The following is a 25,930-nucleotide window of genomic DNA, read 5'->3' as shown; positions in this document are numbered from 1 at the left end:
TCAGGGTTCTCGCAGCCTGGCGATCCAGGACCGGGACTCTGCCGGGTCGATCACGTCGTCCAGTTCGAACGTGGTGGCGGCGCGCAGCGCCTTGCCGTGTTGATAGGCGGCGGCGACCAGCTTGTCGAACAGTGCCTGGCGTTGGCTTTCATCCTCGGCTGCCGCCAACTCCTTGCTGAAGCCAAGGCGCACAGCGCCTTCCAGCCCCATGCCGCCGATCTCGCCGGTGGGCCAGGCGACCGTGAACTGCGGCGCACGAAACGAGCCGCCGGCCATCGCCATGGCGCCCAGGCCGTAACCCTTGCGCAAGATGATCATTCCGAACGGCACCGTCAACTGCGCGCCTAGGATGAACATCCGGCCGAAACGCCTTACCGCGGCCTCCTTTTCCGCTTCCGGTCCGACCATGAATCCCGGCGTGTCGCAGAGAGAGATGACCGGCAGCCGAAACGACTCGCAGAGTGTGAGGAAGTCGCCGACCTTGTCGGCCGCCTCTGCGTCGATAGCGCCCCCGAGATGATGACTGCTATTGGCAATCAAGCCATATGCGTTGCCCTCAACCCGTACCAGCGCGGTGACGACGCCTAGCCCGTAGTCCGGACGCAGCTCCAACACCGAACCCACGTCGACGATGCTCTCGATCGCCCGGTGCACATCGTAGGCGCGTAAGCGGTTCTCGGGCACCACATGTCGCGCCAGACGAGGATCCGGTGCCGCCCAGTCGGCCTCGGCACCTTGGAAGTACGCCAAATATCGCCTCGCCAGCGCCACCGCGTGCGCCTCGTCGGCAGCCACCAGGCTCACTACACCGTTGCGTCGCTGCACATCGATCGGCCCGATCGCCTCGGGCGGATAGCTTCCCAGTCCCCCGCCTTCGATCATCGCCGGGCCACCCATCCCGATGTTGGCATCCGGGGTCGCAATGATCACATCGCACACTCCGGCCAGCGCAGCATTTCCGGCGAAGCACCGCCCGGACACGATCGAAATCAGCGGTACCCGCCCGGACAGCCCGGCCAGCAAGCGAAACGTCGGCACGTCCAGTCCCGCCATCCCCCCGACGTCGGTGTCACCGGGGCGCCCGCCGCCGCCTTCGGCGAAAAGCACCACCGGGAGCCGCTTTCGGACCGCCAAGTCGAAGACACGGTCGGTCTTGGCGTGATTTCGCATGCCTTGGGTGCCGGCCAGCACGGTGTAGTCGTAGGACACGACGACGGCTGCGGCAGCCTGCGGCCCGAATCGATCGGCGCCGATCGTGGCCAAACCGGCGACCAACCCGTCGGCCGGGGTGTTGGCGATCAAGTCATCTTCGGAACGCCTGCTGCGCTGGGCGGCGATGGCCAGCGCACCGTATTCGACGAAGCTGCCCGGGTCGACGAGGTCGCTGATGTTCTCCCGCGCGGTGCGCCGACCCAGCTTGTGCCGCTTGGCAACAGCGGCCGGACGCCCCTCGTCGAGAGTGATCAGGTGTCGTTGCCGAACCTCGTCGCGGTCCGCCCTTGGCCGATCGAGATCGAGTGTTGCCGAGACCGATTCGCCGTTGGGTCCGGATCCGCTACGAGTGAAGACCACCAGCGGGTCCCCCGTTCCTACCACCTGGCCGGCAGTCACCAGGCTCCGGACCGTGCGCAACGCGCCCGGTGCGGCCAGGACGTGTTGCATCTTCATCGCTTCCAGCACGACCACTTGCCCTCCGCCGGCCACCTCGGCACCATCGGGAACCACCTCGACCACCGTGCCGGCCAGCTGAGCACGCAACAGCTCCTCACCCGGGTAGAGTTCGACCGCCGCAACGTGGGCCGGGTACTGACACTGATGCGAGGCCGCCGCAGCGACGAGGGCGGGGAGCTTGTCGTCGAGGAAGGTCGTCGATACCCCGCCGCGCTGAAAATCAGCGTCCGACAGCAGCTCTCGAAGAACGGGAATGTTGCAGGCGACACCGTCGATGCCGAACTCGGTCAAGGCGGTGTGCGCCTTGCGGACCGCGGCGGCAAACGACGTGCTGCGCACATGGGTGATGACCTTGGCCAGCAGCGAATCGTAGCTAGCACTGGGCGTCAGCCCCGGCCGCCCGTAGGTGTCGACACGCACCCCTGGCCCGGTCGGCGGCGAGAACACCGATAGGGTACCGGCAGCCGGCAGCACCGAGCCATCTGGCGCGAAAGACTCCATGTTGACCCGAGTCTGGATCGCGATGCCCGTGCACCCTGCAGGTTCGCCGATGACTTCCGTTCCGTCAGAGGCGATTCCGGCGGGAAGTCGCAACTGGTGGTACGACGCACCTGCGGCGATGGCCAGCTGGATGGCGACCAGGTCGACGCCGGTGACTTCCTCGGTGACGGTGTGTTCCACCTGGATTCGCGGATTGATTTCCAGGAAGACGAACTTCTCGCCGCGGACCAGAAATTCGACAGTGGCCACTCCGGACAGGCGCACCCTGGCACATAGTTGCGCAGCCGCCTGGTGCAGGGCGCGGCGCACCTGGTCGGAAAGATTCTGGGCGGGGGCGATTTCCACCAGTTTCTGATAACGGCGCTGGACGCTGCAGTCCCGGTCGCCCAGTGCAAGGGCATGGGTTTGGTGCCCGGCCGGTGCGGCGACGATCTGCACTTCTATGTGTCGCGCGTCGGTCAGCAGCGCTTCTCCGAACACCGCCGGGTTACCGAATGCGAGTTGAGCTTCCGCGGCGGCGTGTCGGTAGGCGTCGTCGATCTGATCAGCTCGCTCGACCTTGCGCATGCCCCGCCCACCGCCCCCGGCCAGGGCCTTGATCATGATGGCGCCGTCCCGGGCACCGAAGAATGCGCTTATCTCCTCGACAGTGCCCGGCCCCTCGGTGGCCGTCAGCACCGGCACGCCGGCGGCGATCGCGGCGGCGCGGGCCGAGGACTTGTCCCCTACCAGCTCGAGTACGCCGGCCTGAGGTCCGACGAACACATACCCGGCGCCCGCACAGGCCCGGGCGAAATCGGGGTTCTCACTGAGGAACCCGTAGCCGGGGTGGATCGTCGTCGCATTCGACGCTTTCGCTGCGGCCAGCACCGCGGCCTGGTCGAGGTAGGCAGTTACGCCGTTGCCCGGCAAAGCGACTGCTTCATCGGCCGCGTGCACATGCGGGCTGTCGGCGTCGTCCTCGGCGTAGACCGCGATGGTCCGGATGTCCAGTTCGGTTGCGGTGCGGATGATGCGAAGAGCGATCTCGCCGCGGTTGGCGATCAGGACATCGCGCGGTGATGGCCGCATAACGCCCACAGTACGGCGCGGTTCAGAGCAGCCCTTGCTTGGGCATCACGGTCGGCTTCACTCCGAAGCGTTGCCCCTCGTGGAGCCGGTCGGCGAAGATGGCTGCGACACTCCCCGGCGCAAATGTCGGTTCTCCGGAAGATTCTTCGTCCTGCGGCACCGCCCAGTAGGTGCCGTCCACAGCCGGGGCGGCAGGCGTCGCCCGCTCCGAATTCGACCAGTTTGCCGGCAGCTCACCCACCTGGCGCGCCTTGCCCAGTTTGGCTGCCACCGGAGCTGCGGCGCCGCTCGCCGGTTGAGCGCGATGGGCGGCCGCGGCCGGCTTGGCGGCATGCTTCCCGACGCCGCTGAGGTGGCGGCGTAGCCGTACATAGCCGAAGCGTCTCGGGCCCACATTTCGCTGTAGCGCGCCTCGGTGGCGCGATGGCCGGCATGTTCTGCCCGAACGTGTTCGCCTCGATCAGCGCGGTCAGCTCAACGCAGCGCGGGACCCCATTGCACCTGCTCACGGAGCTTGCCCTTGAGCAGCTTGCCGCCGGCGTTGCGCGGCAGCGGCGTGGTCACCACCGTGACGTACTGCGGGACCTTGAAGTCGGCGAGCTGATCGCGGCAGTGCTCGAGCACCGCCGCTACATCGACCTGATCCCCGACCAGCACCGCACCCACCTTCTCCCCCATGACCTCGTCCGGCACCGCCAGGACGCACGCGTCGACGACGCCCGGAGCGGCCAACAGCGCCGCTTCGACCTCGACACTGGAGATGTTCTCGCCGCCCCGGTTGATCAGGTCCTTGAGCCGGTCGACGAGGTGCACGCGTCCGGCGTCATCGACGCGTACCACGTCCCCGGTGTGCAGCCAGCCGTCCACGATGGTGCTGGCGGTGGCCTCCGGCCGGTTCCAGTAACCGGCGGTGACGTTGGCGCCTCTGGCCACCAATTCGCCGACCAGCCGGCCGTCTTCCATCGCGATCACGCCCAGATCCACTGACGGCACCGCGTAACCCACCGAATCGGCGTGCTCGATGGCCTCGGCGTCGGGCAACACCGTCATCAGGGATGCGGTCTCGGTCATGCCGTAGCCGTTGAACACCGTGGCGTAAGGAAACGCGGTCTTGACCGACCGCACCAATGACGGCGCGATGGGCGCTCCGCCGTAGCCCACCCAGCGGACACCGGACCTGTCGGACGCGCCGAAGCCTTTGTGTCGCAGCAGTAACGCATATATCGCCGGCACGGTGACCATCACCGAGATGCGCTCGGACGCCAGGGCGGCAACCAGCTCCTCGATGTTGAGCGCCGGCATGATCACCGCTGCACCGCCGAGCCGGGTAGCCGCCATCAGCTGAGAGTTGCAACCGGTCACGTGGAACAGCGGCACTGAGATGAGGGTGCGCAGGTCCGCGCCGAGGTCCCTCGGCTGGTTGAGACAGCGGATCCCGTTCTCGGTGTTGGTCACGAATGCTTCGTGGGTGGTCGGCACCCCCTTGGGATAGCCGGTGGTTCCCGAGGTGTAGAACAGTGCCGCAACGTCTTTCGGGCCAAGCTGATCGGTGGCGTAGGGCCGACCGTCGGGCAGCGGTGTGCTTGCGTCGAGGTCTATGTGGGCCCCGGCGTCGGACAGCACGAACTCGACCTCCGGTGGCGCGGAGCGTGTGTTGACCGCGACCGCAATGCCGCCGGCCATCACGGTGCCCCAAAAAGCCAGCACCCACTTGAGGCCCGCGGGGTAGCGCACCGCGACGCGGTCACCGGGTTTGAGGCCACCCGCGCGCAGACCGCCGGCGACGCGTGATGCGCGGTCCCAGAGCTGACGGTAGGTGAGGCGGCCGGAGCCCAATTCGACAACGGCTTCGCTGTGGGGGTGGGCGCTGACCTGCTCGGCCAGCATATCCAGCAAGGTGGCCGGAATGCCGTCGTAGCGGGGCACGCCGTCGACGGTGATCCCGGATCGCGGGAAGGGGTTGCCGGTGCGCGAAATCTCCACTACTGCAGGCATGCACGTTCCTCACCGTCGTCTACTGACAAACGGTAGGGGCAACTTCTGACTCAGGCCAGGGTGAACTTCGCGTAGCTGTCGACGTCGGCGGCCCGGAAGATCCGGCGTCGAGCCGCCGACAGCTGTGGTTCGACGCTGGCCGCACCGACAACTTCGGGTTTCACGACGTGATAGGTCTGGCCCTTGCACCTGATGGTCGCAGATCCGGCGGCGCGCACGTTGCGCAGCCAATCGACGCCCGAACCGTACGGCAGTGGCACGACAAGGCCTTCGTCAACCGGAATTGCGACGATCGGGGTGGCATAGTTCTTGCCCGATTTCCTGCCCTCGTGCCGGATGGTTGACGCATACCAGTAGCGGCGGCCGGCCAGCAGCATCATTGCGGGGTTCAGTACGCGCTTGTTGAAGCTGCGTACCGCATCTCGAACCCGCGGCCTGGTGTATGTGCTCATCCGGTCGAGTCTGGTCGTGCGCCGGCGCGCGGGACAGGGGCCTATGGACACCGTCTGGGGGACTTCCGACCTGATGGCTGTCCCCTGACGGCCGTTCACCCGACTGGCCTTCGCCGCTAACGTAACCACTTCGTCAACCCAACGGGGCACAGGCGGGTTGCTGGGTGGCCCGGCGGCGAGTGCGTGGGCGCGCGGCTCAAAGTCACTACGGATCAACTCATCAGCGTCGCGGCGACCGTCGCGCCAAGATTCCAGCACGCCTCCAGGTCCGCTTTGGTGGGCTTGCCCGACACGACAACATGATCCGCCGCCTTCACCCACCCCAAGCCCCCGGTGATCCCGTCTACCGCGCGCGCCGCTCCCTCGGCTCCTTCGTTGCCGTGCAGCCACAGTCCGTACGGCCGGCCGCGGGTGGAATCGAGAAGTTGGTAGTACGACTGGTCGAAGGCGTGTTTGAGTGCGCCGCTGATGTATCCGAGATTGGCCGGGGTACCCAGCAGGTACCCGTCGGCTTCCAGCATCTCGACCGGCGAGACGGTGAGGGCGGGGCGGCGAATGACCTCAACGCCCTCGATGTCGGGATCGGTCGCCCCGGCCACCACCGCCTCGAACATCGCCTGGCAGTGCGGCGACGGAGTGTGGTGCACGATGAGCAGCTTCACCGTTGAGCCTCCAACTGGACCGCCGTCTTCATCGCCTCCCGGGCCCGGCGCCGGTCCCCCGCGTAGTCATAGGCCCGCGCCAGCCGGTACCAGCGGCGCCAGTTGTCCGGATCGTCGTCCAGTTCGCGGCGCACGGCATCGAACAACGCGTCGGCGGCACCTCGTTCGATGCGGCCCGACGCACGTCGTGGCAACGCGCTGACGTCGAGTTCCATCCCGTCATCGGCGATGAGGCGGGCCAGCTTCTGGTGGGCGAACCCGGCTCGTAGCGTCGCGATCATCGCCCACAATCCGAGGAACGGCATGATCAGGAGGGCCAATCCCAGGCCAACCGCGGCGGCCCGGCCCGAACCGACCAGCACCAGTGCGGTCCGGCCGAGCAGCACGAAGTACACCAGCATCGCCACGCAGAGGAAGGCGATCAGCAGCTGGATCCGCAGGGTTCTCGTCATTGCAGGTTGAGCAGCGGCTCTATCCCGATGGTCAGGCCGGGGTGCTCCCGTATGCGGCGCACTGCCAGCAGCACGCCGGGCACGAACGAGGTGCGATCGAGGCTGTCGTGGCGAATGGTCAGCGTCTCGCCCTCGGTGCCGAACAGGATCTCCTGGTGGGCGACCAGTCCGGCCAACCGAACCGCGTGCACCGGAATGCCGTCGACGTCGGCACCACGCGCACCGGGCAGGCTGGTGCTGGTGACATCGGGGTTGGGCGGCAGGTCTTTGCGGGCTTCGGCGATCAGCTTGGCGGTGCGGGTGGCGGTGCCGGAAGGCGCATCGGCCTTGTGCGGGTGATGCAGTTCGATGACCTCGATCGACTCGAAGAACGGCGCGGCCTGTTTGGCGAAGTGCATGGACAGCACGGCCCCGATGGCGAAGTTCGGTGCGATCAGTACGGAGGTTCCAGGCTTGTCGGCGAGCCAGGACTCGACCTGCTCGATGCGCTCGCCGGTGAACCCGGTGGTGCCCACGACGGCGTGAATTCCGTTGTCTATCAAGAACTCCAGGTTGCCCATCACCACGTCGGGATGGGTGAAGTCGATGACGACCTCGGTGCCGCCGTCGGTCAACAGGCTCAATGCGTCGCCGGCGTCCACCTCGGCCGACAGGGTCAGATCGGCTGCGGCCTCGACCGCCCGCACCATGGTCGCTCCGACTTTGCCTTTAGCTCCCAGCACGCCTACTCGCATGGCGTGCAGCCTACTGCGGTGGGTTTTGTCCACAGTTGGGTGTTTGTCCACAGGCCGTGCTTCCCGAGCGGCGCGGCACGCCGGGCGCGCCATAGAATTCGAACATGAGTGCGATAACGGCGCCGGCTGAGGTGGTCACCGCGTTCGACGCACTCGACGCAGCCGTCGCCGGACTCCGTCAACTGCAACACCGGATATTGGACCCCGTCGTGCGATGCCGCGCATTGCAACGTCTGGAGACCTCGCGCCGCCAGCAGGCCGTGATCAGCCACGACATCATCGCCGGCCTCGCGACCCAAGACCCCGCCGAGATCGGCGGACCCACCCACCAGGTCGTCGCCGACTGGTGCCGCATCACATACACCGAAGCCCGCCGCCGCATCCGCGACGCCGCCCAACTCTCCCCCCGCACCACTCTGACCGGCCAGCAACTACCTCCCGAGCTGCCGGCCACCGCCCTGGCGTGGCGCCGGGGACTGCTCGACCCCGAACACCTGCGCGTCATCCAAACCTTCGTCCGCGACCTACCCGAGGACGTTGCGGTCACCGTCGTCGAGCAGGCCGAGGCCTTCCTGGCCCACCACGCCACCCAACTTCGCCCCGACCAACTCGACAAAGCCGCGAAACGCGCCGCCATCCTGATCAACCCGGACGGCAAGTTCTCCGACCGAGACCGTGCCCGTCAGCGCAGCTTTACCTTCAAACGCCAACGCGCCGACGGCATGAGTGAAGCCACCCTCATCGCCACCCCAGAACTGCGCGCCAGCATCGAGGCGTGGCTGGCCCGCTTCGCCGCCCCCGGCATGTGCCACCCCGACAACGACCAGAACCCTTCGTCCACCGACGAAACCGGCGACGAGGCCGCGGCCACCGACACCCGCAGCACTGGCCAACGCCAACACGACGCCCTGAACATCCTGCTGCGCCGTCAGCTCGGCGACCCCGCCCTCGGCCGGCACAACGGTTTACCTGTCACCGAGGTGGTTTCCACCACCCTGCAGGAGCTGAGCAGCGCCACCGGGCAGGGTGTCACCGCCGGTGGCACCGCGATCCCGATGCGCGACCTCATCGCCATGGCCGGACGCGCCTACAACTACCTGGCCGTTTTCGACGGCCACTCCAACCGGCCCCTCTACCTCGGGCGCAGCCGCCGCATCGCCTCAGCCGACCAACGCCTGGCGCTGTTCGCCGCCGAGCGCGGCTGCACCTTCCCCGGCTGCGACGTGCCCGCCGACAAGTGCGAAGTCCACCACATCCACGAATGGGCCACCGGCGGACGCACCGACATCGACGCCCTCACCCTGACCTGCGCACCCAACCACAAACTCGTCGGGAAAGGCTGGAACACAAGGAAACTCCCCAACCACCGCACCGCGTGGACCCCACCCGCGCACTTCGACCGCGGCGGACCCCGCACCAACGACTATCACCACCCCGAACGCCTCCTCAACGACAACGACGACGAACGGGCCGGGCCGTAGGCATGCGGCAGCAGGCGGCGCAACGGCGCCTCTCTAGGCTGAGACGGTCGAGACGTCGGAAAGGGGTGCGCACGTGAGATCCAGCGATATCCGGATCCGCGAGGCCAAACCGAAGGATTACGCCCGGGTGGCGGCGATGCACTATCCGGTGTGGCGACAGTCCTGGAACGGCATCGTGGCCATGCACGTGCTGGACATGATCAGCACGCCGAAGACCTGGGTCGACACGTTCTATCCAACGACGCTCAAACGGGGCGGCTGGCAGCTGTGGATGGCCGAGGCGCGGGGCAAACTGCTGGGGATGACGATGTTCGGTCCGGACCTGTCGAATCCCAAGCACATTCAGATCGATGCGCTCTACATCGTCGAGGACAATCAGCGGCACGGCATCGGCGGCATGCTGCTGAACAAGGCGCTGCGCACCTATCCGGACAACGACATCATCCTGTGGTGCGCCGACAAGAACCAGAAGGCGCGCAACTTCTACGAGAAGAACGGCTTCCAACTCGACGACCGCACCTACGTGTGGAAGCCGCTGCCGGGCGTGACCGTGCCGCACGTGGGCTACCGCCTCTACCGTGCGGAGCCCGCAGCGGCCGGCGGCGAGCAGGCGGTCGCGCATCCCGCCGTTGCGGAACCGCCGGGGCCGGCCCCGGTGGTCTCGTTGATCGCGCCACCCGTCACCGCGCCGAGCGCCCGGGCCGTCGACGCCCGAATCCGGCCCTATCCCCTCGATGTACCCCAGGCAACGCTCGACGATCTCCGCCACCGTCTCGACACGGCGCGCTGGCCGGCCGAAATCGCCGATGCGGGTTGGGATTACGGCACCGACCAGACCTTCCTCAAGAACGTCATCGAGCACTGGCTGCACCACTATGACTGGCGGGCCACCGAAGCCGAGGTCAACGCGGCCGGCTCCTTCGTCACCGAGGCCGCCGGGCAGCGGGTGCACTTCGTGCACGCCAGGTCAGAGCGTAAGGACGCCATCCCACTGGTCATCACGCACGGTTGGCCGGGTTCGATCGTCGAATTTCTCGATGCGCTGCCGCTGCTGCGGCAGCGCTTTCACGTGGTCTTGGTATCGATGCCGGGTTACGGCTTCTCCGGCCCCACCCGGGAGCGCGGGGTCGACGTCGCGCGGGTCGCCGCGGCCGTGGCCGACGTGATGGCCCAGCTGGGATACGAACGCTATCTGGCGCAAGGCGGCGATTGGGGGGCACTGGTCACCCGTCATCTCGGTGAGCACTACCCGCAATACGCCGTCGCGATCCACACCAACATGTGTTTCGCACCGCCCGACCAGAACGACCCCGAACTGCTGGCGAATGTCACCGAAGCGGAATGGGCGGCCGTCGCCGCCGGTGTCGAGCGGATCAAAGACGGCACCGCCTACATGGAATTGCAGTCCACACGGCCGCATTCGCTGGGGTTCGGCCTGGACGACTCACCGCTGGGCCTGGCCGGCTGGATACTCGAGAAGTTCCACGCCTGGTGCGACCTTGCCGAGGGCATGCCCATCGGTACGGATCGGCTCATCGACAACCTGATGTTCTACTGGCTCACCGGCACCGGTACCTCCGCGGCACGCCTGTATTGCGAATCAGCGCGAGCCGGCACCGGTCCGCTCAGCGAGTGGGCCGGCCGCGTCGACGTTCCCACCGGTTATGCCGTCTACCCCGGCGAGATCCTGCAGACACCGCGGGCATGGGCTGCTGCGCGCTACAACCTCGTGCACTATTCCGTGCAAGAACGCGGCGGACATTTCGCCGCCTTCGAGCAACCGGCGTTGTTCGCCGCGGACATTGCCGCCTACGCCGACGTTCTCACCGAGCGGAAAGTGTTCTAGCGGTCGATCACGAGCCGGCCGCCGTCCGAACGCGAGACACATACCAGCATCTCGTCGTCGCCCTCGGCGGTGCGTCCCCGTCGATCGACCTGCCCGGCAAGCACTTTGACTCTGCAGGTGCCGCAAAACCCCTGTCGGCAGGAGTACGCCGTCGTCGGATCGCGGTCAAGCATGACACTGAGGGCCGAGCGGTTAGCCGGGACACTGAGCACCTGACGCGAACGCGCCAGCTCCAGCTCGAAGGGAGCACCGTCGACGATCGGCGCCGGACTGAACCGTTCGTAATGCAACGGGGCACTGGCGTGTTGGTTGCGGGCCAGGCGGACCCCCTCCAGCATGGCGGCCGGTCCGCAGACGTACACCGCCGTCGTCGGCCCGGCACCGGCCAGCAGGTCACCCATCGATGCGATCCCGCCGCGTTCGTCATCCGCCCACACCGTGACCCGCTCGCCCGCCACCGCCAGCACCTCGTCCAACAGCGGCATATACTCCCGGCTACGGCCGGCATAGACTGCGCGCCAGTTGATTCCGCGCCGGGCGGCGACCCTCATCATCGGCAGGATGGGCGTCACCCCGATGCCGCCGATCACGAACAACACGTCGCGCTCGGATGATCCGAGGTAGAACGCGTTGCGCGGGCCTTCGAACACCAGCGGGTCGCCCACGTCGAAGGCCTCGTGCATCTCGATTGAGCCGCCGCCACCGTCGGCGATGCGGCGCACCGCGATGCGATAGTCCGTCCGGCGCCCGGGCGGTCCGCACAGCGAGTACTGCCGGCGACGGCCCGAGGGCAGCTGCACATCGATGTGCCCGCCCGGCGTCCACGAGGGCAACAGTCCGCCGTCCCGGTCGGCCAGCGTCAGCGCGACCACATCGGGAGCGACAAGTCTGCGTTCGATGATCCTCGCGCGGTGCGTGCGCGGCACCGGCACCACCCGCGAGGGCTTCCACCGCGAAGCCGCGGAAAGCCCGCCCATCATGGTGCGAATGCCCCACAGCGCCGTGAAGAAACGATCGTGGTCGCGGCGCCCGTACAGGTCGGCGGGCCGACTGGTCCAAATGCTCTCCGCCACAATCACATTCCCCACTATTGCCGGATTTCCAGCCGGGCCAGCAGCCGGATCGCCGAGGGGCTGATACGCCGCATTGCATAACCGAGCCTGGACTCCGGGGCGACCGGCAGCACGGCGGGCCCGGTCTTGATGGACTTGACAATGGCTTTGGCGGTGGCCTCAGGGGTGAAGTTACGCCGCCGGTAGGCGGCGTCCGCCTTCGCCCGGGCCTGCTCCTGTTGCTGTGCCGACATACCGGCGTAGACCGTGCTCTTGGCGATGTTGGTGTTGACGAAACCCGGGCACACGGCCGTGACGCTGATGCCCTCGTCGGCGAGATCGGCACGCAGCGCCTCGCTGAACCCGAGCACCGCCGCCTTCGTCGTGCTGTAGGCCACCATCGACTTGAACGGCAGGAACGCCGCGGCCGACGAGAGGTTGATGATCGTTCCGCCCTCGCCGCGCTCCACCATCTGAGCAGCGAACGCCCGGCTGCCGGTGATGACACCACGCACATTGACCGCCATGATGTCGTCCCAGTGTCGCAACGTCGTCTCCAGGAATCGCCCCGCCATCCCGATGCCGGCGTTGTTCACCAGGATGTCGACCACGCCGTGCTCGTCATGCACCTGTGCCGCAAGCCGATTCACCTGGTCTTCGTCGGTGACGTCGACCTGGTAGACGGCCGCTTGGGCGCCGGCCGCACGGACGGCATCCGCGGTCTCGTCGGCCGCACCGAGGTCCCGGTCCACGACCACCACTTTGGCGGCACCGTGGCGGGCCAACTCCACCGCGGTGGCGCGCCCGATGCCGGCGCCCGCCCCCGTCACCAGCGCCTTCTTGCCACTCACCTCGCGGGGGCCACCTCGCACCTCCGACTCGCCGGCCGGCATGCCCTCGACGACCCGGTCGATCCACTCCCCGGTCAGCCGCGCGATGACGTCAGGGCGCGACGTGACCACCCAATGCCCGCCCTGGACCGGAACCACCCTGCCGGTCGGTGGAATCGCCCCGACGTAGCGCTGCAGGGCCGGCGTGATGAACAGATCCTTGAGTGGGACCAGTACCTGTACCGGGACGGTGGTCTGGGGCAACTCGGGGCCCGGCGACACCAGCGGGGCCGGCAGGTTTTCGCGGTACAGGTTCAGACCGTTGAGATAGTCGCCGATCGCGCGGGGAGACTTGGCACGGCGGCTCAGCGTGCTCGACCTGCCGAAACGTTCCAGGTTCTCGACGACCTTCACTCCGAGCCGGGACCGGAAGAACACCTCCGGCAACAACGGACTCAGGAAGAACCCGACATACACCGACGAACTGGCCTGCCGGGCCACCGCGGTGATGTCGCGTGGCTTGCGCGCCGAGCGCACGAACCGCCCGATATGCCGCACGTGCGGGCCCGAGATCGAGGTGAAGGAAGCGGCTTTGGCCCGGACCGTGTCGTCGGTGACCGCCGACCACGATTGCACCGAGCCCCAGTCATGTGCCAACAGGTGCACCTGCTCGACGCCCAAGCTGTCGATCACGGTACCGATGTCGGCTACCAACTGCTCCAGCCGGTAGCCGGATCTACTGGCCGGAGAAGCCGATTCACCGGCACCTCGAACGTCGTAAGCGACGACGTTGTAGCGCTGCGCAAGCAGCTCCGCCACGCCGTCCCAGACGTGATGATTGTCCGGATAGCCGTGGATGGCCAGGATGGTCGGGCGCGCCGGGTCGACCTCGTTGTACGGGTGCACGGCCAGGGCGACGCCGTCAGAAGCTCTGACAACAGCCATGTTTCAGTGCGATGCGCGGGCGGCCGGCGACACCGCCAGGTAGTCGACGGCCCGCTCCAGTCCGCCCAGCTGGGACGGGTGAAAGCCCGGCCGGTAATAGGACCCGACGACCCCGATCAAGCGCCGCGGTTTAGGCACCAGACCGCGTCGTGCGGCCCGCAGGAAGTCGCGCCAGCGCACCTTGGTGCCGGGCCGTACGCACGGGTCCACCGAGTACATGAACCGCACCCCCCGGATCCACAACAACGTCAGCACCGGCGTCACAGCCAGCTGGGCCCGCACCTGCCGCCAGTACCCGGCCCGCAGATGCTTCATGGTGTCGAATGCCACGGCTTTGTGCTCGACCTCTTCGGCCCCGTGCCAGCGCAGCATGTCCAGCATCATCGGGTCGGTGCCCACCTCATCAAGCTCCGGCGAGTCCAGGATCCACTCGCCCAGCACGGCGGTGTAGTGCTCGATCGCCGAGATGAACGCGACCTGCTCCAGCAGCCAGCTGTGCTGGCGGCGCTGGCTGCGATGCGGCTTCTCCCCCAGCAGCTTCTCGAACAGCCAGCGCACCTGGTCGGTGAACGGCTTCAGGTCGATGCCCTGCGCGTCGAAGTGGGCGAGTACGCCCGAGTGCGCCTGGGAGTGCATTGCCTCCTGGCCGATGAATCCCTGCACGTCGAGGCGCAGTTGATCGTCCTTGATCAGCGGGAGCGCCTTCTTGAACACGTCGACGAAGAACTCCTCGCCCGCGGGCAGCAGCAGGTGCAGCACGTTGAGCACGTGGGTGGCCATCGGTTCGCCCGGAACGTAGTGAAATGGCAGATTCGCCCAGTCGAACTCGACATCGCGAGCTTCCAGTACCAGGCGTTCATGGTCGGCGGCGTCCGATTTGCTGGAATGCGGACCTACCGCCCGATCGTCAACTGTGGTCATCACGGCCCCCTTGCCTCGCCCGGCAAGTGTACTGAAATGACCCAAGTATGCGATACCCGCGGTACTACCTTTGCTCCGCCCGCTGCTTGAGGCGCTGCAGCGTCAGCTCGATGTGCTTGCGGTTCGCCGCGGTCCGGTCGGACACCCCGGTGGCCCGCACGGCCAGTTTGGCGAACCAACCGGGCCGCCGGTCCCAGGTGCTCTCGGTGACCCGGCAGCCGCCGTCGGCCGCGACGATGTCGTACTGCCAGCGGGCGATCGGGAACACCATGTGCCGCACATCGAAGGCGAAGACCCGGCCGGGTTCGGCGTCGGTGACTGTGCACTTCGTCGCCCAGCGTTTGCCGCCGTTCTCGTTGTGCCCGACGAACACCGCCCCCTCGGTGACCGCGTCACCCTTGCGCAGCTCCATCGACACCGTCTCCTCGGCCAGTTCGGCCAACGTCGGCAGGTCGGTGAGCAGGCCGTACACCGCTTCGGGGCTGGCGTCGATCTGCACGGTCGCGGTCGCGGAGGGCTCGCTCATGGGCTGATCATAGCCAGGCTTTTGCCCGCTAGATCGGCGCCGCCCCACGCAGATGCTCGAAGATCAATGACGTTTGAGTCCCTGCCACGTCGGCGTCGGCGTTGAGATTCTCCACCACGAATGAACGCAGGTCCTGGGTGTCGCGCGCCGCGACGTGCAGGATGAAATCGTCGGCGCCGGCGAGGAAATAAACATCGATGACCTGCCGCTTGCTGCGGATCTGTTCGATGAAACCGCGGATCTTCCGGCGTGCGCCGGACTGCAGCTTCACCGAGATCATCGCCTGCAACGACAAACCCACCGCCACCGGGTCGATGTCGGCGTAGAAGCCGCGGATCACGCCGATCTCCACGAGGCGTCGCACCCGACCATGACACGTCGATGGCGCGATACCGACAGCGGCAGACAGCGCGGCGTTGGTAATCCGGGCATCACCGCGGAGGAGATTGAGAATCCGCCGGTCCACGTCATCAAGATCGGCCGGGCGAACATCCTTCGGGCTCCCGCCGGTTTCGACCGTGCCCTTGACTGAAATGTCGGTCATCAGGCGAATCTATAGAAGATAATTCGTTACTGTTGCCATATTTGGATAGTTTCTTCAAAATTGGCTCATGCGCATCGGCATACCGACCGAAACCAAGAACAACGAATTCCGGGTGGCGATCACCCCGGCCGGAGTTGCCGAACTGACGCAGCACGGCCACGAAGTACTGGTGCAGGCCGGCGCCGGGGACGGTTCAGCGATCTCCGACGCCGAGTTCAAAGCGGCCGGTGCCGTACTGGCCGACACCGCGGCACAAGTGTGGGCCGACGCCGAGCTGGTGCTCAAGGTCAAAGAACCGATGCCGGCCGAGTACGGGCACCTGCGTTCCGGGTTAGTCCTTTTCACCTATCTGCACCTGGCCGCCTCGCGCTCGTGCACCGACGCGCTGCTGGCCTCCGGCGCCACGTCGATCGCCTACGAGACGGTCCAGACCGCCGACGGATCGTTGCCGCTGCTGGCTCCGATGAGCGAGGTCGCCGGGCGCCTCGCCGCTCAGGTCGGCGCATACCACCTGATGCGGACCCAGGGTGGCCGCGGCGCCCTGATGGGTGGGGTGCCCGGCGTGAAACCCGCCGACGTCGTGGTGATCGGCGGCGGCACAGCCGGTTACAACGCCGCCAGGGTCGCCTCCGGCATGGGGGCATCCGTCATGGTGCTCGACGTCAACCTGCACAAGCTCCGGTTACTCGATGCGGAATTCGCCGGCCGCATCGGCACCCGCTACTCGTCGGCCTACGAACTCGAGGGCGCGGTCACCCGCGCCGACCTGGTGATCGGGGCGGTACTCGTCCCGGGCGCAAAGGCGCCCAGCCTGATCCCGAATTCACTTGTGGCACAGATGAAGCCGGGGGCAGTGCTGGTGGACATCTCCATCGACCAGGGTGGCTGTTTCGAGGACTCCCGCCCGACCACACACGACGAGCCCACCTTCGCGGTGCACGACACGCTTTTCTACTGCGTGGCCAATATGCCCAGTGCGGTACCCAAGACGTCGACCTACGCGCTGACCGTCGCCACCATGCCCTATGTGTTGAGGCTGGCCGACCTGGGCTGGCGGGCGGCGTGCCGCTCGGATCCCGCTCTGGCCAAAGGGCTTTCGACCCATGCCGGGGCGTTGCTGGCCGACCATGTGGCCGAAGACCTCGGGCTGCCGTTCACCGCTGCGGCCGGGGTGCTGGCCGGTTAACGGATGTAGGGCGCCAATGCGGTGACGATGTCGGCCGCGGGCCCACTGCGCGCCTGCCGGTAGGCCTCGCCCGCCCACAGGTTGGTGCCGTGCGGATCCTCCATCTGGATCGCGGCCGCCCGGATCGGCTTGGTCATCTGGTTCACCTCCGGATAACCCAGCGGCGCAACGTGATCGAGCAACCGGGTGAAGTTGTTGGCCAGGCCGCGCGCGTAGCGGCCGGAGAACGCCCGGGTGACCACGGTCGAGTCGAACTCCGGGTTCTTCAGGGCGACTCGATAGGCCGGGTGGGTGCCGGCTTCATCGGCCAGTAGCAGTGCGGTACCGACCTGAGCGGCCACCGCACCCCTGCGCAACACCGCCGCGATCTGTTCGACGGTGCCCAGGCCACCGGCCGCAATCAGCGGCACGTCGTGCGAGCTACCGATGCGGTCCAGCAATTGGTCCAGCGACTCCGCACCCGGCTCCATGTCCGGTGCGAAGGTGCCGCGATGTCCGCCGGCCGCGGGGCCCTGGACCACCAGGTTGTCCGCGCCGGCGGCGATGGCCACCCCGGCCTCGTAGGCCGACGTCACCGTCACCGACACCAGTAGTCCCTGCGCGCTCAACATGCGGATGACATCCGGTGGCGGGGCGCCGAAGGTGAACGACACCATCTCCGGGCGCATATCGGCCACCACTTCGAGCTTGCGTTTCCAGTCGTCGTCGTCGCCGTGCTCTGGGCGACCCACTTCGACGCGGTAGTGGTCGGCGACCTCTTCGAGATCTTCGGCGTAGTACTCCAATTGCACCCAGTCGGCGACGCTGGGCTGGGGCACGAACAGGTTGACACCGATCGGCCCGGTGGTGGCCTTTCGGGCGGCCACGATGTCGTCGGCGAACTGCTCCGCGGTCAGATAACCGCCGGCGACGACACCGAGCCCACCGGCGTTCGACACCGCCGCGGCCAGGGCCGGGGTGCCCGGGCCACCGGCCATCGGCGCACCCACGATCGGCGCGTCAATGTCCCAGAAACCCAAAACCATCGGGCTAACTTACCATCGCTCGAAGTTGTTGGGGCAGCGATCGTTTCGCGCCGTACGGACCGAGAACAGCGGCGCCGTACTGCTTGGTCAGCAGGCGCCGGGCGACCGCGTTGACCTCATCAACGGTGACCTGCGCGATCTGCCGCAATGTGTGCTCGATGCTGCGATGGGCGCCGTAGTTCAGTTCGCTGCGGCCGATCCGGCTCATCCGGGAGCCGGAATCCTCCAGGCCCAGCACCAGTCCGCCGCGCAGCGAACCTTTGGCGATGCGACATTCGTCCTCGGTGATGCCGTCACGGGCCACCGATTCCAGCACCGCGGTGGTGATCTTCATGACGTCGGCGAATCGTTCGGGCAGGCAGGCGGCGTACACCGACAGCGCGCCGCTGTCGGCGAAGATGTCCAGCGACGAGTAGACCGAGTAGGCCAGCCCCCGCGCCTCACGGATCTCCTGGAACAACCGCGAGGACAGGCCGCCGCCCAGCGCGGTGTGCAGCACCGACAAGGCCCAGCGGTGCTCCCAGCCGCGCCCCGGCGTGCGCACCCCCAGCGACACGTGCGTCTGCTCGGCGTCGCGGCGCCCCAGCACCAGGCCGGGATCGCCGGTCACCCGGCCCGCGCCTTTGCGCGGCGCCACGGGCCGCCGCCCTCGGACCAGCCGGGCCGCGAAGTGCTCGCGCACCAGCGCGACGACCTCGTCGTGCTCGACGTTGCCGGCCACCGCCACCACCATCCGCTCCGGGGTGTACCGGCGCAGGTGAAACGAGTGCAGTTGGGATCGCGACATCGCCGACACCGAGTCGGTGCTGCCGATCACCGGTCGGCCCAGCGGGTGGTCACCGAACAGCGCCGTCATGAACAAGTCGGCCAGCGCATCCTCGGGGTCGTCGTCGCGCATCGCGATCTCCTCGAGGACCACGTCGCGTTCCAGTTCCACATCTTCGGCGGCGCACCGGCCGTTGAGCACCACGTCGGCGACCAGGTCGATCGCCAGCGCCAGGTCGGCGTCCAGCACATGCGCGTAGTAGCAGGTGTGTTCCTTGGCGGTGAAGGCGTTGAGCTCACCGCCGACGGCGTCCACCGCCTGCGCGATGTCCACCGCCGAACGGGTCGGGGTCGACTTGAACAGCAGATGCTCGAGGAAGTGCGCGGCTCCGGCCACGGTGGTGCCCTCGTCGCGGGAGCCCACTCCCACCCACACCCCTACCGACGCCGAGCGCACCGCGGGCAGGTATTCGGTGACGACCCGCAGACCGCCCGGCAACGTGGTGCGGCGCACACCCCCCGCGCCCCGCTGCGGGCCGCCCCCGGGATCAGCTGCTGACCGACGCGGCATCGGCCGGAGCCGCTCCTGAGTCCTCCGGAGCCGCAGCGGAATCGTCGTCGTCCACCAGGACCAACGAGATCTTGCCCCGCTTGTCGATATCGGCGATCTCGACCCGCAGCTTGTCGCCGACGTTCACCACGTCCTCGACCTTCGCGATGCGCTTGCCCTTGCCGAGCTTGGAGATGTGCACCAGGCCGTCACGCCCGGGCAGCAGCGACACGAAGGCACCGAAATCGGTGGTCTTGACCACGGTTCCGAGGAACCGCTCGCCTACCGTCGGCAGCTGCGGGTTGGCGATGGCATTGATCCGGTCGATCGCGGCCTGGGCGGACGGGCCGTCGGTGGCGCCCACGAACACGGTGCCGTCGTCCTCGATGGAGATCTGTGCGCCGGTTTCCTCGGTGATCGCGTTGATGACCTTGCCCTTGGGCCCGATGACCTCACCGATCTTGTCCACCGGGACCTTGATGGTGGTGACCCGGGGGGCGTACGGGCTCATCTCGTCGGGCCGGTCGATGGCCTCCGCCATCACCTCGAGGATGGTCAGCCGCGCGTCCTTGGCCTGGGCGAGCGCGCCGGCCAGAACCTTCGAGGGAATCCCGTCGAGTTTGGTGTCCAGCTGCAGGGCGGTGACGAAGTCCTTGGTGCCGGCGCACTTGAAGTCCATGTCGCCGAACGCGTCCTCGGCGCCCAGGATGTCGGTCAGGGTGACAAACCGACGCTCGGTCTTTCCGTCGACCTCTACATCGTCGGACACCAGCCCCATCGCGATGCCCGCCACCGGCGACCTGAGCGGCACACCGGCATTGAGCAGCGCCAGCGTGGACGCGCAGACCGATCCCATCGACGTCGAACCGTTGGAGCCCAGGGCCTCGGACACCTGCCGGATCGCGTACGGGAACTCCTCGACGCTGGGCAGCACCGGAATCAGGGCCCGCTCGGCGAGCGCGCCGTGCCCGATCTCGCGGCGCTTGGGCGAACCGACCCGGCCGGTCTCACCGGTGGAGAACGGCGGGAAGTTGTAGTGGTGCATGTAGCGCTTGGAGGTCTCGGGCCCCAGCGAGTCGATCTGCTGGGCCATCTTGACCATGTCCAGGGTGGTCACCCCCAGTATCTGGGTTTCGCCGCGCTCGAACAGCGCGCTGCCGTGCGCCCGCGGTACCACCGAGACCTCGGCCGACAACGCGCGGATGTCGGTGGTGCCGCGCCCGTCGATGCGGAAGTGGTCGGTGAGGATGCGCTGGCGAACCAGCTTCTTGGTCAGCGCACGGAACGCGGCGCCGATCTCCTTCTCGCGGCCCTCGTAGGTGCCGGCCAGCCGCTCGAGGACCTGGACCTTGAGCTCGTCGGTGCGCTTGTCGCGCTCGGCCTTGCCGCCGATGGACAGCGCCGCGGCCAGTTCGTCGGAGGCCACCGACTCCACCGAGTAGTAGACGTCTTCCTCGTAGTCGGGGAATGTCGGGTACTCTTTCGCCACCTTGCCCGATTTTCCAGTGGCGTCGGCCAGTTCCTGCTGCGCGGTGCACAGCGCGGCGATGAACGGCTTGGCGGCCTCGAGACCCTCGGCGACCACGGTTTCCGTCGGCGCCTGGGCACCGCCTTCGACGAGCTCGATGACCTTCTCGGTGGCCTCGGCCTCGACCATCATGATCGCGACGTCTCCGTCAACCTTGCGGCCGGCCACGACCATGTCGAACACCGCCCGCTCGAGCTGCTCGACGGTGGGGAAAGCGACCCAGGTGCCGTCGATCAGCGCCACCCGGACGCCGCCGACCGGTCCGGAGAACGGCAGGCCGGAGATCTGGGTGGATGCCGAGGCGGCATTGATCGCCAGGACGTCATACAGGTCGTTCGGGTCCAGGCTCAGGATCGTCACCACGACCTGGATCTCGTTGCGCAGGCCGTCCACGAACGACGGGCGCAGCGGCCGGTCGATGAGCCGGCAGGTCAGGATCGCGTCGGTGGACGGACGGCCCTCACGACGGAAGAACGAGCCCGGGATGCGTCCCGCGGCGTACATCCGCTCTTCGACATCGATGGTCAGTGGGAAGAAGTCGAAATGTTCTTTGGGGTTCTTGCTGGCGGTGGTCGCCGACAGCAGCATGTTCTCTTCGTCTAGGTAGGCGACCACCGAGCCGGCGGCCTGCATGGCCAGGCGTCCCGTCTCGAACCGGACGGTGCGGGTACCGAAGCTTCCGTTGTCGATGGTGGCAGTCGACTCGAAGACGCCTTCTTCAATTTCAGTCGCAGACATGACGTCAGTGCGGCCTCTCTGGTTATTCAGCTGTTTCGCGGGTCCACGCGAACCGGAAAGAGATCAGCTCCTTGCGGAGCAAACCAGAGATCATCATCTGAATACGGCTACGGCCATCGATCGAAGCTGCCGACCTACCCCAGATCCAGGGAGCACGGCAGCCACTACCGAAGACCGTCCGATACAGAGCTGCTTCCCGTGGTACGCATGGTGACTCGCTGGGACGGCGCACGCGGATGCGTGAGCCGCACCAAGTTGTCCGGACCGAACCGGCCCAGAACGACCTCACTCTACACCGGCTAACTCGTGCCATTGAGCCGAACCCGTTGTCAGCAGCGTCCGACCACTAGCTCCGGGGTGCGCTGCTGATGTCCTCGACGCATACGGCGAACCGGCGCTGGGAGTACGTGTAACCCAGGCCGCTGGCGCACTGGTCGACCGAGACCGGTGGGTCGAGGTCTCGCAGGATCTGTGTGGCCCGTTGCCGATTGGGCACGGCGGTGTCGCTGCAATCGACCCGGAAGGGGTCGGCCCGGTGGTGTGGATCCACGCTCATGCAGCCACCGATCACCCAGTCGATGTCCAGACAGACCGTGTTGTTGGTGCCGCTGATCGAGTTGTGGGTGGAATACGACGAATCCACGTCGGCCGGGCACTGGTCGCGGTCGGCGACCGAAGCGACCACCTTGAAATTGGACGCCGGGCTTCCGCACGGGGCCTTTGCGGCCTCCGGGTGGTCGGCGGTGCCGCCGAGCTTGAGACAATCCCCCACTTTGAATTCGGTGAGGTCGGAGCCGCTCTTCCCCGCCGAACACCCGGTCAGTGCGCCGATGGCGACGGCCAGGATGGCGGCCGCCACGACGCCCGGCGCGCCACGGGTCAGCGGCGCAGGCCCAGCCGCTCGATCAGCGAACGGTACCGCTCCACGTCGACCTGGGTCAGGTACTTGACCAGCCGCTTGCGCCGCCCCACCAGCAGCAACAAGCCGCGGCGCGAGTGGTGGTCGTGCTTGTGGACCTTCAGGTGCTCGGTGAGGTCGGCGATGCGCTTGGTCAGCAGCGCGATCTGCGCCTCGGGCGATCCGGTGTCGGTCTCATGCAGACCGTAAGACTTCAGAATTTCTTTCTTCTGCTCGGCAGTAAGCGCCACGAAAATATCTCCATCAATAGGTCCGCGATCAGGGATTTGACGGCACGGCCACCGCGAACCGCAGCACGCGCCGATGTCGTGGGCAGTCTAGCAGGGGCCTAAAGCAACGTCAGCGCTAAGTCAGCAGTCCGCGGGTGCGCTCGGTGTCCCTGCCGATCTCCACGATCAGGTCGTCCACCGAGTCGTACCTCTGCTGGCCGCGGATGCGCGCGACGAAGTCCAGCGCCACGTGCTGGCCGTACAGGTCCGCGTTTGTGTCCAGCACAAACGCTTCCACGGTGCGGGTGCGCCCGGAGAACGTCGGGTTGGTGCCCACGGACACCGCGGACTGGTAGCGCTCACCGGGGGTGACGGTACCGGTCACCGGCCCGTGCCCGAGCACGGTGAACCAGGCGGCGTACACGCCGTCTGCGGGGATGGCCGAGTACATCGGCGGCGCCACATTCGCGGTAGGGAAGCCGAGCCCGGCGCCCCGCCCGTAGCCCCGCACCACGACGCCCTCCACCCGATGCGGCCGGCCCAGCGCCTCGGTGGCTGCCAGCACGTCGCCGGCGTCCACGCACGACCGGATGTAGGTGGAGGAGAACGTCACCGTCTCGTTGCTGTGGTGCTCGGACAGCAGCGACATCGCTTCGACCGCGAACCCGAACCGGTCACCTGCCCTGCGCAGGCTTTCGACGTTGCCGGCCGCCTTCTTGCCGAAGGTGAAGTTCTCCCCCACCACCACCTCCACCACATGCAGGTGCTCCACCAGCAACTCGTGGATGTAGCGGTCGGGCGTGAGCTTCATGAAGTCGGTGGTGAACGGCATCACCAGAAAGACGTCGATGCCCAGTTCTTCGACGAGCTCGGCGCGGCGCGTCAGCGTGGTCAGCTGCGCGGGATGGCTGCCGGGGTACACCACCTCCATCGGGTGCGGATCGAAGGTCATCAGCACCGACGGCACGCCGCGGGCGCGGGCGGCCTTCACCGCGTGTGCGATCAGCTCGGCATGTCCGCGGTGAACACCGTCAAACACCCCGATTGTCAGCACACATCTGCCCCAGTCCGTGGGGATCTCGTCCTGGCCCCGCCACCGCTGCACGCCCGCAAGCCTAATAGTCGGCGCAAGATGGAAAATTCGCACTGGCGTACACCGCACGGGCCCGCCGCGTGCAATCATGCATCGTTGTTGTGGGCGGGTAACCCCGCTCATCCTTCTTCCGCGACTTTCCTGACCCCGCAGACCAGGTCCGGCCGCCAAGGTCAACGTTCAGACTCGCCACAGCCTGTGCTTTGTGCGCACAGAACGGAATCATCCCTGCTGGCCGTTAGTTCCGTTCGCGCCTTGGGAACCACCACTGCCCACCGAGCCCACGGCTCCCCCACCGCCGGTGAGAACGCCGCCGGACCCGCCCGCTCCACCGCTGCCTCCAACCCCCGCGGCTCCACCACCACCGCCGTCACCGCCGTCGCCAACGATGCCGTCGTACCCGCCAGGTCCGCCGGCGGCACCCCCCGCGGCTCCGTTGCCGCCCTGGCCACCGGTGCCACCATCACCGCCGCTGCCGCCGGCTCCGCCGGCACCGCCGGTCCCCGCCAGCAACCCGGCTGCGCCGCCCTGACCGCCGGCTCCGCCAGCGCCACCGACACCGCCGTCGCCGCCGGCGCCGCCGGCACCCCCGTCACCGCCGTTGCCGCCGGTGGCATTGGTGATGTCCGAACTTCCGTTGACCGTGGCAGCAGCGCCGTTACCGCCGATGCCGCCTGCGCCACCAATGTCACCGGCGCCTCCGTGGCCGCCGACACCCCCGATGCCACCAGCACCACCGCTGCCGACCAGCAGCCCGCCGCGACCCCCATTGCCGCCAGCGCCGCCTGTTCCGCCGGCATTTCCGGTGACACCGCTGGAACCGGCACCGCCCGGGCCACCTTTGCCGCCAAGCGCGATTCCAGCATCATTCGGTATGGATGCGCTTGCGGTGCCGCCGTCACCGCCGGCGCCGCCCGCGCCACCGAAAACTCCGCCCGGCGCCCCTTCACCCCCTTGGCCGCCGTAGGCGATTGCGTAGCCGCCGGCGGCGGTGGAATCGTCGATGATGGCTGCGCCGCCGGCACCGCCAGCGCCGCCAGTGGCGCCGGCACCGGCGGAGCCTCCGGCGCCGCCCGGACCGCCGGACGCCTGGATACTGTTCGAACCGCCGCTGACGCCGCTCGCAATAGCTTCGCCGCCGCCTCCGCCCGTGCCGCCGTTCACACCAGCACCACCACTGGCCCCGGCGGTTCCCGAACCCGCACCTACTTGGAAGTCACCACCGTAGGTCAGCTGACTCGTCGTGCCATACCTTCCGGTCGCAGCGGTGGTGCCGTTGGGGAGGGCGTTGGTCCCGTTGGCACCGGCTAACCCTGTCCCGCCGTGGCCACCGCTTCCACCGCTGCCAAAGACCACCGCACTTCCTCCGTCGCCTCCGCGCCCCGCAACGCCGCCGTTGATGCCAGCCGAGGCGGCTCCGCCGGTCCCGCCGACGCCGCCGTTGCCGTACAGCAGTCCGCCGGTACCGCCGCTACCGCCTGCCGCACCGGATCCACCTTGCCCGCCTGCCCCGCCGCTCCCCCACAGCCCGGCACTGCCGCCAGCACCCCCGGCGGCTCCGGCAACCGTACTGGCACCGCCGGTACCCCCGTTTCCGTACAAGAGTCCGCCAGCACCACCGGGTTGCCCCACCCCGTTCACAGTCCCGCCAGCGGCGCCATCCCCGATCAACGGGCGCCCCAGCAACGTTTGAGTCGGGGCATTCACCGCAGTCAGCACTTGCTGCTCGAGCAATTGAAGCGGTGACGCACCGGCGGCCTCGGCACTCACATAAGACCCGGCGCCGGCAGCCAGAGCGTCCACCAACTGGCGATGAAACGCCGCCGCCTGCCCGCTGACCACCTGGTAAGCCAACCCGTGCTCGCTGAACAGACCCGCAACCGCCGCAGACACCTCATCGGCACCCGCCGCCATCAACTCCGTCGTCGACGCCGATGCCGCCCACGTGGCCGTATCGATCGCCGACCCGATACCGGCCAAATCACCAGCCGCGACACCGACCAGCTCCGGCACAACCCGCAGATACGACATCACCGACTCCTTGCATTGAAGTAACCAACGGACTGGCGGGAACTTGTCCGGCAATCACCGGCATCCCGTTGAATCAATTGGGCGCACTAACGGTCAACCGTCTGCGCCCGTAGCCCATGGGCGTCGCGCGGGCCGCGCGCATCGGAGTCGGCGCTTGCATACGCGCCTGGCCCACGTCTCGATAATCGCCAAGTCGCCGATTG

At 67.5% G+C, this 25,930-nt stretch carries 22 protein-coding genes and 1 pseudogene; 3 read left to right on the top strand and 20 right to left on the bottom strand.

The genetic code is table 11. The annotated features are described in order from the left end of the window. The 8 genes and pseudogenes from AC5Y7D_RS16245 to dapB form a co-directional block, all read right to left on the bottom strand. On the bottom strand, window positions 1-3,243 hold the full coding sequence (locus tag AC5Y7D_RS16245; protein WP_499925729.1) for an acetyl-CoA carboxylase family protein: 3,243 nt from the start codon (window positions 3,241-3,243) through the stop codon (window positions 1-3). A gap of 22 nt (window positions 3,244-3,265) precedes the next feature. Further along, on the bottom strand, window positions 3,266-3,514 hold the full coding sequence (locus AC5Y7D_RS16240) for a PPE family protein, SVP subgroup (RefSeq protein ID WP_499925727.1): 249 nt from the start codon (window positions 3,512-3,514) through the stop codon (window positions 3,266-3,268). Window positions 3,515-3,567: 53 nt separating this feature from the next. After that, window positions 3,568-3,716: pseudogene (locus AC5Y7D_RS16235) on the bottom strand (PPE domain-containing protein); the annotation flags it as partial. A gap of 1 nt (window position 3,717) precedes the next feature. Then, window positions 3,718-5,238 carry a class I adenylate-forming enzyme family protein gene (locus AC5Y7D_RS16230; protein WP_499925725.1) on the bottom strand — a complete coding sequence of 507 codons (1,521 nt, stop codon included), beginning with the start codon at window positions 5,236-5,238 and terminating at the stop codon, window positions 3,718-3,720. A gap of 50 nt (window positions 5,239-5,288) precedes the next feature. After that, entirely contained in the window at window positions 5,289-5,690 is a 402-nt protein-coding gene (locus AC5Y7D_RS16225; RefSeq protein ID WP_499925724.1) for a nitroreductase family deazaflavin-dependent oxidoreductase, read from the bottom strand. Window positions 5,691-5,902: 212 nt separating this feature from the next. Next, window positions 5,903-6,304 carry a flavodoxin family protein gene (locus tag AC5Y7D_RS16220; protein WP_499925966.1) on the bottom strand — a complete coding sequence of 134 codons (402 nt, stop codon included), beginning with the start codon at window positions 6,302-6,304 and terminating at the stop codon, window positions 5,903-5,905. Window positions 6,305-6,348: 44 nt separating this feature from the next. Beyond that, on the bottom strand, window positions 6,349-6,804 hold the full coding sequence (locus AC5Y7D_RS16215) for a hypothetical protein (protein WP_499925722.1): 456 nt from the start codon (window positions 6,802-6,804) through the stop codon (window positions 6,349-6,351). Next, window positions 6,801-7,538 (bottom strand): 4-hydroxy-tetrahydrodipicolinate reductase, encoded by a 738-nt coding sequence (dapB, locus tag AC5Y7D_RS16210; protein WP_499925720.1) that lies wholly within the window; start codon window positions 7,536-7,538, stop codon window positions 6,801-6,803. The genes AC5Y7D_RS16215 and dapB overlap by 4 nt, the downstream gene beginning before the upstream one ends. 104 nt (window positions 7,539-7,642) lie before the next feature. Here dapB and AC5Y7D_RS16205 point away from each other — a divergent pair, with 104 nt between their 5' ends. Next, a complete protein-coding gene (locus AC5Y7D_RS16205; protein ID WP_499925718.1) occupies window positions 7,643-9,019 on the top strand; it encodes an HNH endonuclease signature motif containing protein in 1,377 nt (458 codons plus the stop codon). A 73-nt stretch (window positions 9,020-9,092) separates the two neighbouring features. Further along, window positions 9,093-10,865 (top strand): alpha/beta fold hydrolase, encoded by a 1,773-nt coding sequence (locus tag AC5Y7D_RS16200; RefSeq protein WP_499925716.1) that lies wholly within the window; start codon window positions 9,093-9,095, stop codon window positions 10,863-10,865. On the opposite strand, the gene AC5Y7D_RS16195 is transcribed toward AC5Y7D_RS16200, so the two are convergent. From AC5Y7D_RS16195 to aldR, 5 genes are all read right to left on the bottom strand, one after another. Continuing rightward, entirely contained in the window at window positions 10,862-11,944 is a 1,083-nt protein-coding gene (locus AC5Y7D_RS16195) for a PDR/VanB family oxidoreductase (protein ID WP_499925715.1), read from the bottom strand. The genes AC5Y7D_RS16200 and AC5Y7D_RS16195 overlap by 4 nt on opposite strands. Before the next feature lie 8 nt (window positions 11,945-11,952). Then, complete coding sequence (locus AC5Y7D_RS16190) at window positions 11,953-13,692, bottom strand: SDR family oxidoreductase (RefSeq protein WP_499925712.1); 1,740 nt, start codon at window positions 13,690-13,692, stop codon at window positions 11,953-11,955. Window positions 13,693-13,695: 3 nt separating this feature from the next. Beyond that, entirely contained in the window at window positions 13,696-14,613 is a 918-nt protein-coding gene (locus AC5Y7D_RS16185; RefSeq protein ID WP_499925711.1) for a metal-dependent hydrolase, read from the bottom strand. Window positions 14,614-14,677: 64 nt separating this feature from the next. Next, window positions 14,678-15,139 carry an SRPBCC family protein gene (locus AC5Y7D_RS16180; RefSeq protein ID WP_499925709.1) on the bottom strand — a complete coding sequence of 154 codons (462 nt, stop codon included), beginning with the start codon at window positions 15,137-15,139 and terminating at the stop codon, window positions 14,678-14,680. Between the two features lie 28 nt (window positions 15,140-15,167). Next, window positions 15,168-15,683 carry an HTH-type transcriptional regulator AldR gene (aldR, locus tag AC5Y7D_RS16175; RefSeq protein WP_499925707.1) on the bottom strand — a complete coding sequence of 172 codons (516 nt, stop codon included), beginning with the start codon at window positions 15,681-15,683 and terminating at the stop codon, window positions 15,168-15,170. A gap of 67 nt (window positions 15,684-15,750) precedes the next feature. Between aldR and ald the strand changes: the two genes are divergently transcribed. Then, window positions 15,751-16,869, top strand: a complete 1,119-nt coding sequence (gene ald, locus AC5Y7D_RS16170; protein ID WP_499925705.1) for an alanine dehydrogenase — start codon at window positions 15,751-15,753, stop codon at window positions 16,867-16,869. On the opposite strand, the gene AC5Y7D_RS16165 is transcribed toward ald, so the two are convergent. The 7 genes from AC5Y7D_RS16165 to AC5Y7D_RS16135 all read right to left on the bottom strand — a co-directional run bounded on the left by AC5Y7D_RS16165 (window position 16,866) and on the right by AC5Y7D_RS16135 (window position 25,727). Beyond that, window positions 16,866-17,894, bottom strand: coding sequence for a nitronate monooxygenase (locus AC5Y7D_RS16165; RefSeq protein WP_499925704.1), 1,029 nt, complete (start codon window positions 17,892-17,894; stop codon window positions 16,866-16,868). The genes ald and AC5Y7D_RS16165 overlap by 4 nt on opposite strands. 4 nt (window positions 17,895-17,898) lie before the next feature. Beyond that, window positions 17,899-19,230 carry a M16 family metallopeptidase gene (locus AC5Y7D_RS16160; RefSeq protein ID WP_499925702.1) on the bottom strand — a complete coding sequence of 444 codons (1,332 nt, stop codon included), beginning with the start codon at window positions 19,228-19,230 and terminating at the stop codon, window positions 17,899-17,901. Further along, window positions 19,208-21,475, bottom strand: a complete 2,268-nt coding sequence (locus AC5Y7D_RS16155) for a polyribonucleotide nucleotidyltransferase (protein ID WP_499925700.1) — start codon at window positions 21,473-21,475, stop codon at window positions 19,208-19,210. Before AC5Y7D_RS16155 ends, AC5Y7D_RS16160 begins: the two co-directional genes overlap by 23 nt. Before the next feature lie 346 nt (window positions 21,476-21,821). Next, window positions 21,822-22,334, bottom strand: coding sequence for an LppU family putative lipoprotein (gene lppU, locus AC5Y7D_RS16150; protein WP_499925697.1), 513 nt, complete (start codon window positions 22,332-22,334; stop codon window positions 21,822-21,824). A 20-nt stretch (window positions 22,335-22,354) separates the two neighbouring features. Continuing rightward, window positions 22,355-22,624, bottom strand: coding sequence for a 30S ribosomal protein S15 (rpsO, locus tag AC5Y7D_RS16145; protein WP_036354818.1), 270 nt, complete (start codon window positions 22,622-22,624; stop codon window positions 22,355-22,357). A 115-nt stretch (window positions 22,625-22,739) separates the two neighbouring features. After that, window positions 22,740-23,708: a bifunctional riboflavin kinase/FAD synthetase gene (locus AC5Y7D_RS16140; protein ID WP_499925695.1), complete on the bottom strand. Its 969-nt coding sequence runs from the start codon at window positions 23,706-23,708 to the stop codon at window positions 22,740-22,742. Window positions 23,709-23,918: 210 nt separating this feature from the next. Next, window positions 23,919-25,727, bottom strand: a complete 1,809-nt coding sequence (locus AC5Y7D_RS16135; protein WP_499925693.1) for a PE family protein — start codon at window positions 25,725-25,727, stop codon at window positions 23,919-23,921. Between the last annotated feature and the right edge of the window lie 203 nt (window positions 25,728-25,930).

Source organism: Mycobacterium sp. NGS49, assembly GCF_059812565.1.
The sequence above is the reverse complement of the archived record's forward strand: the minus strand, read 5'-3'. Positions and strand labels throughout refer to the sequence as shown.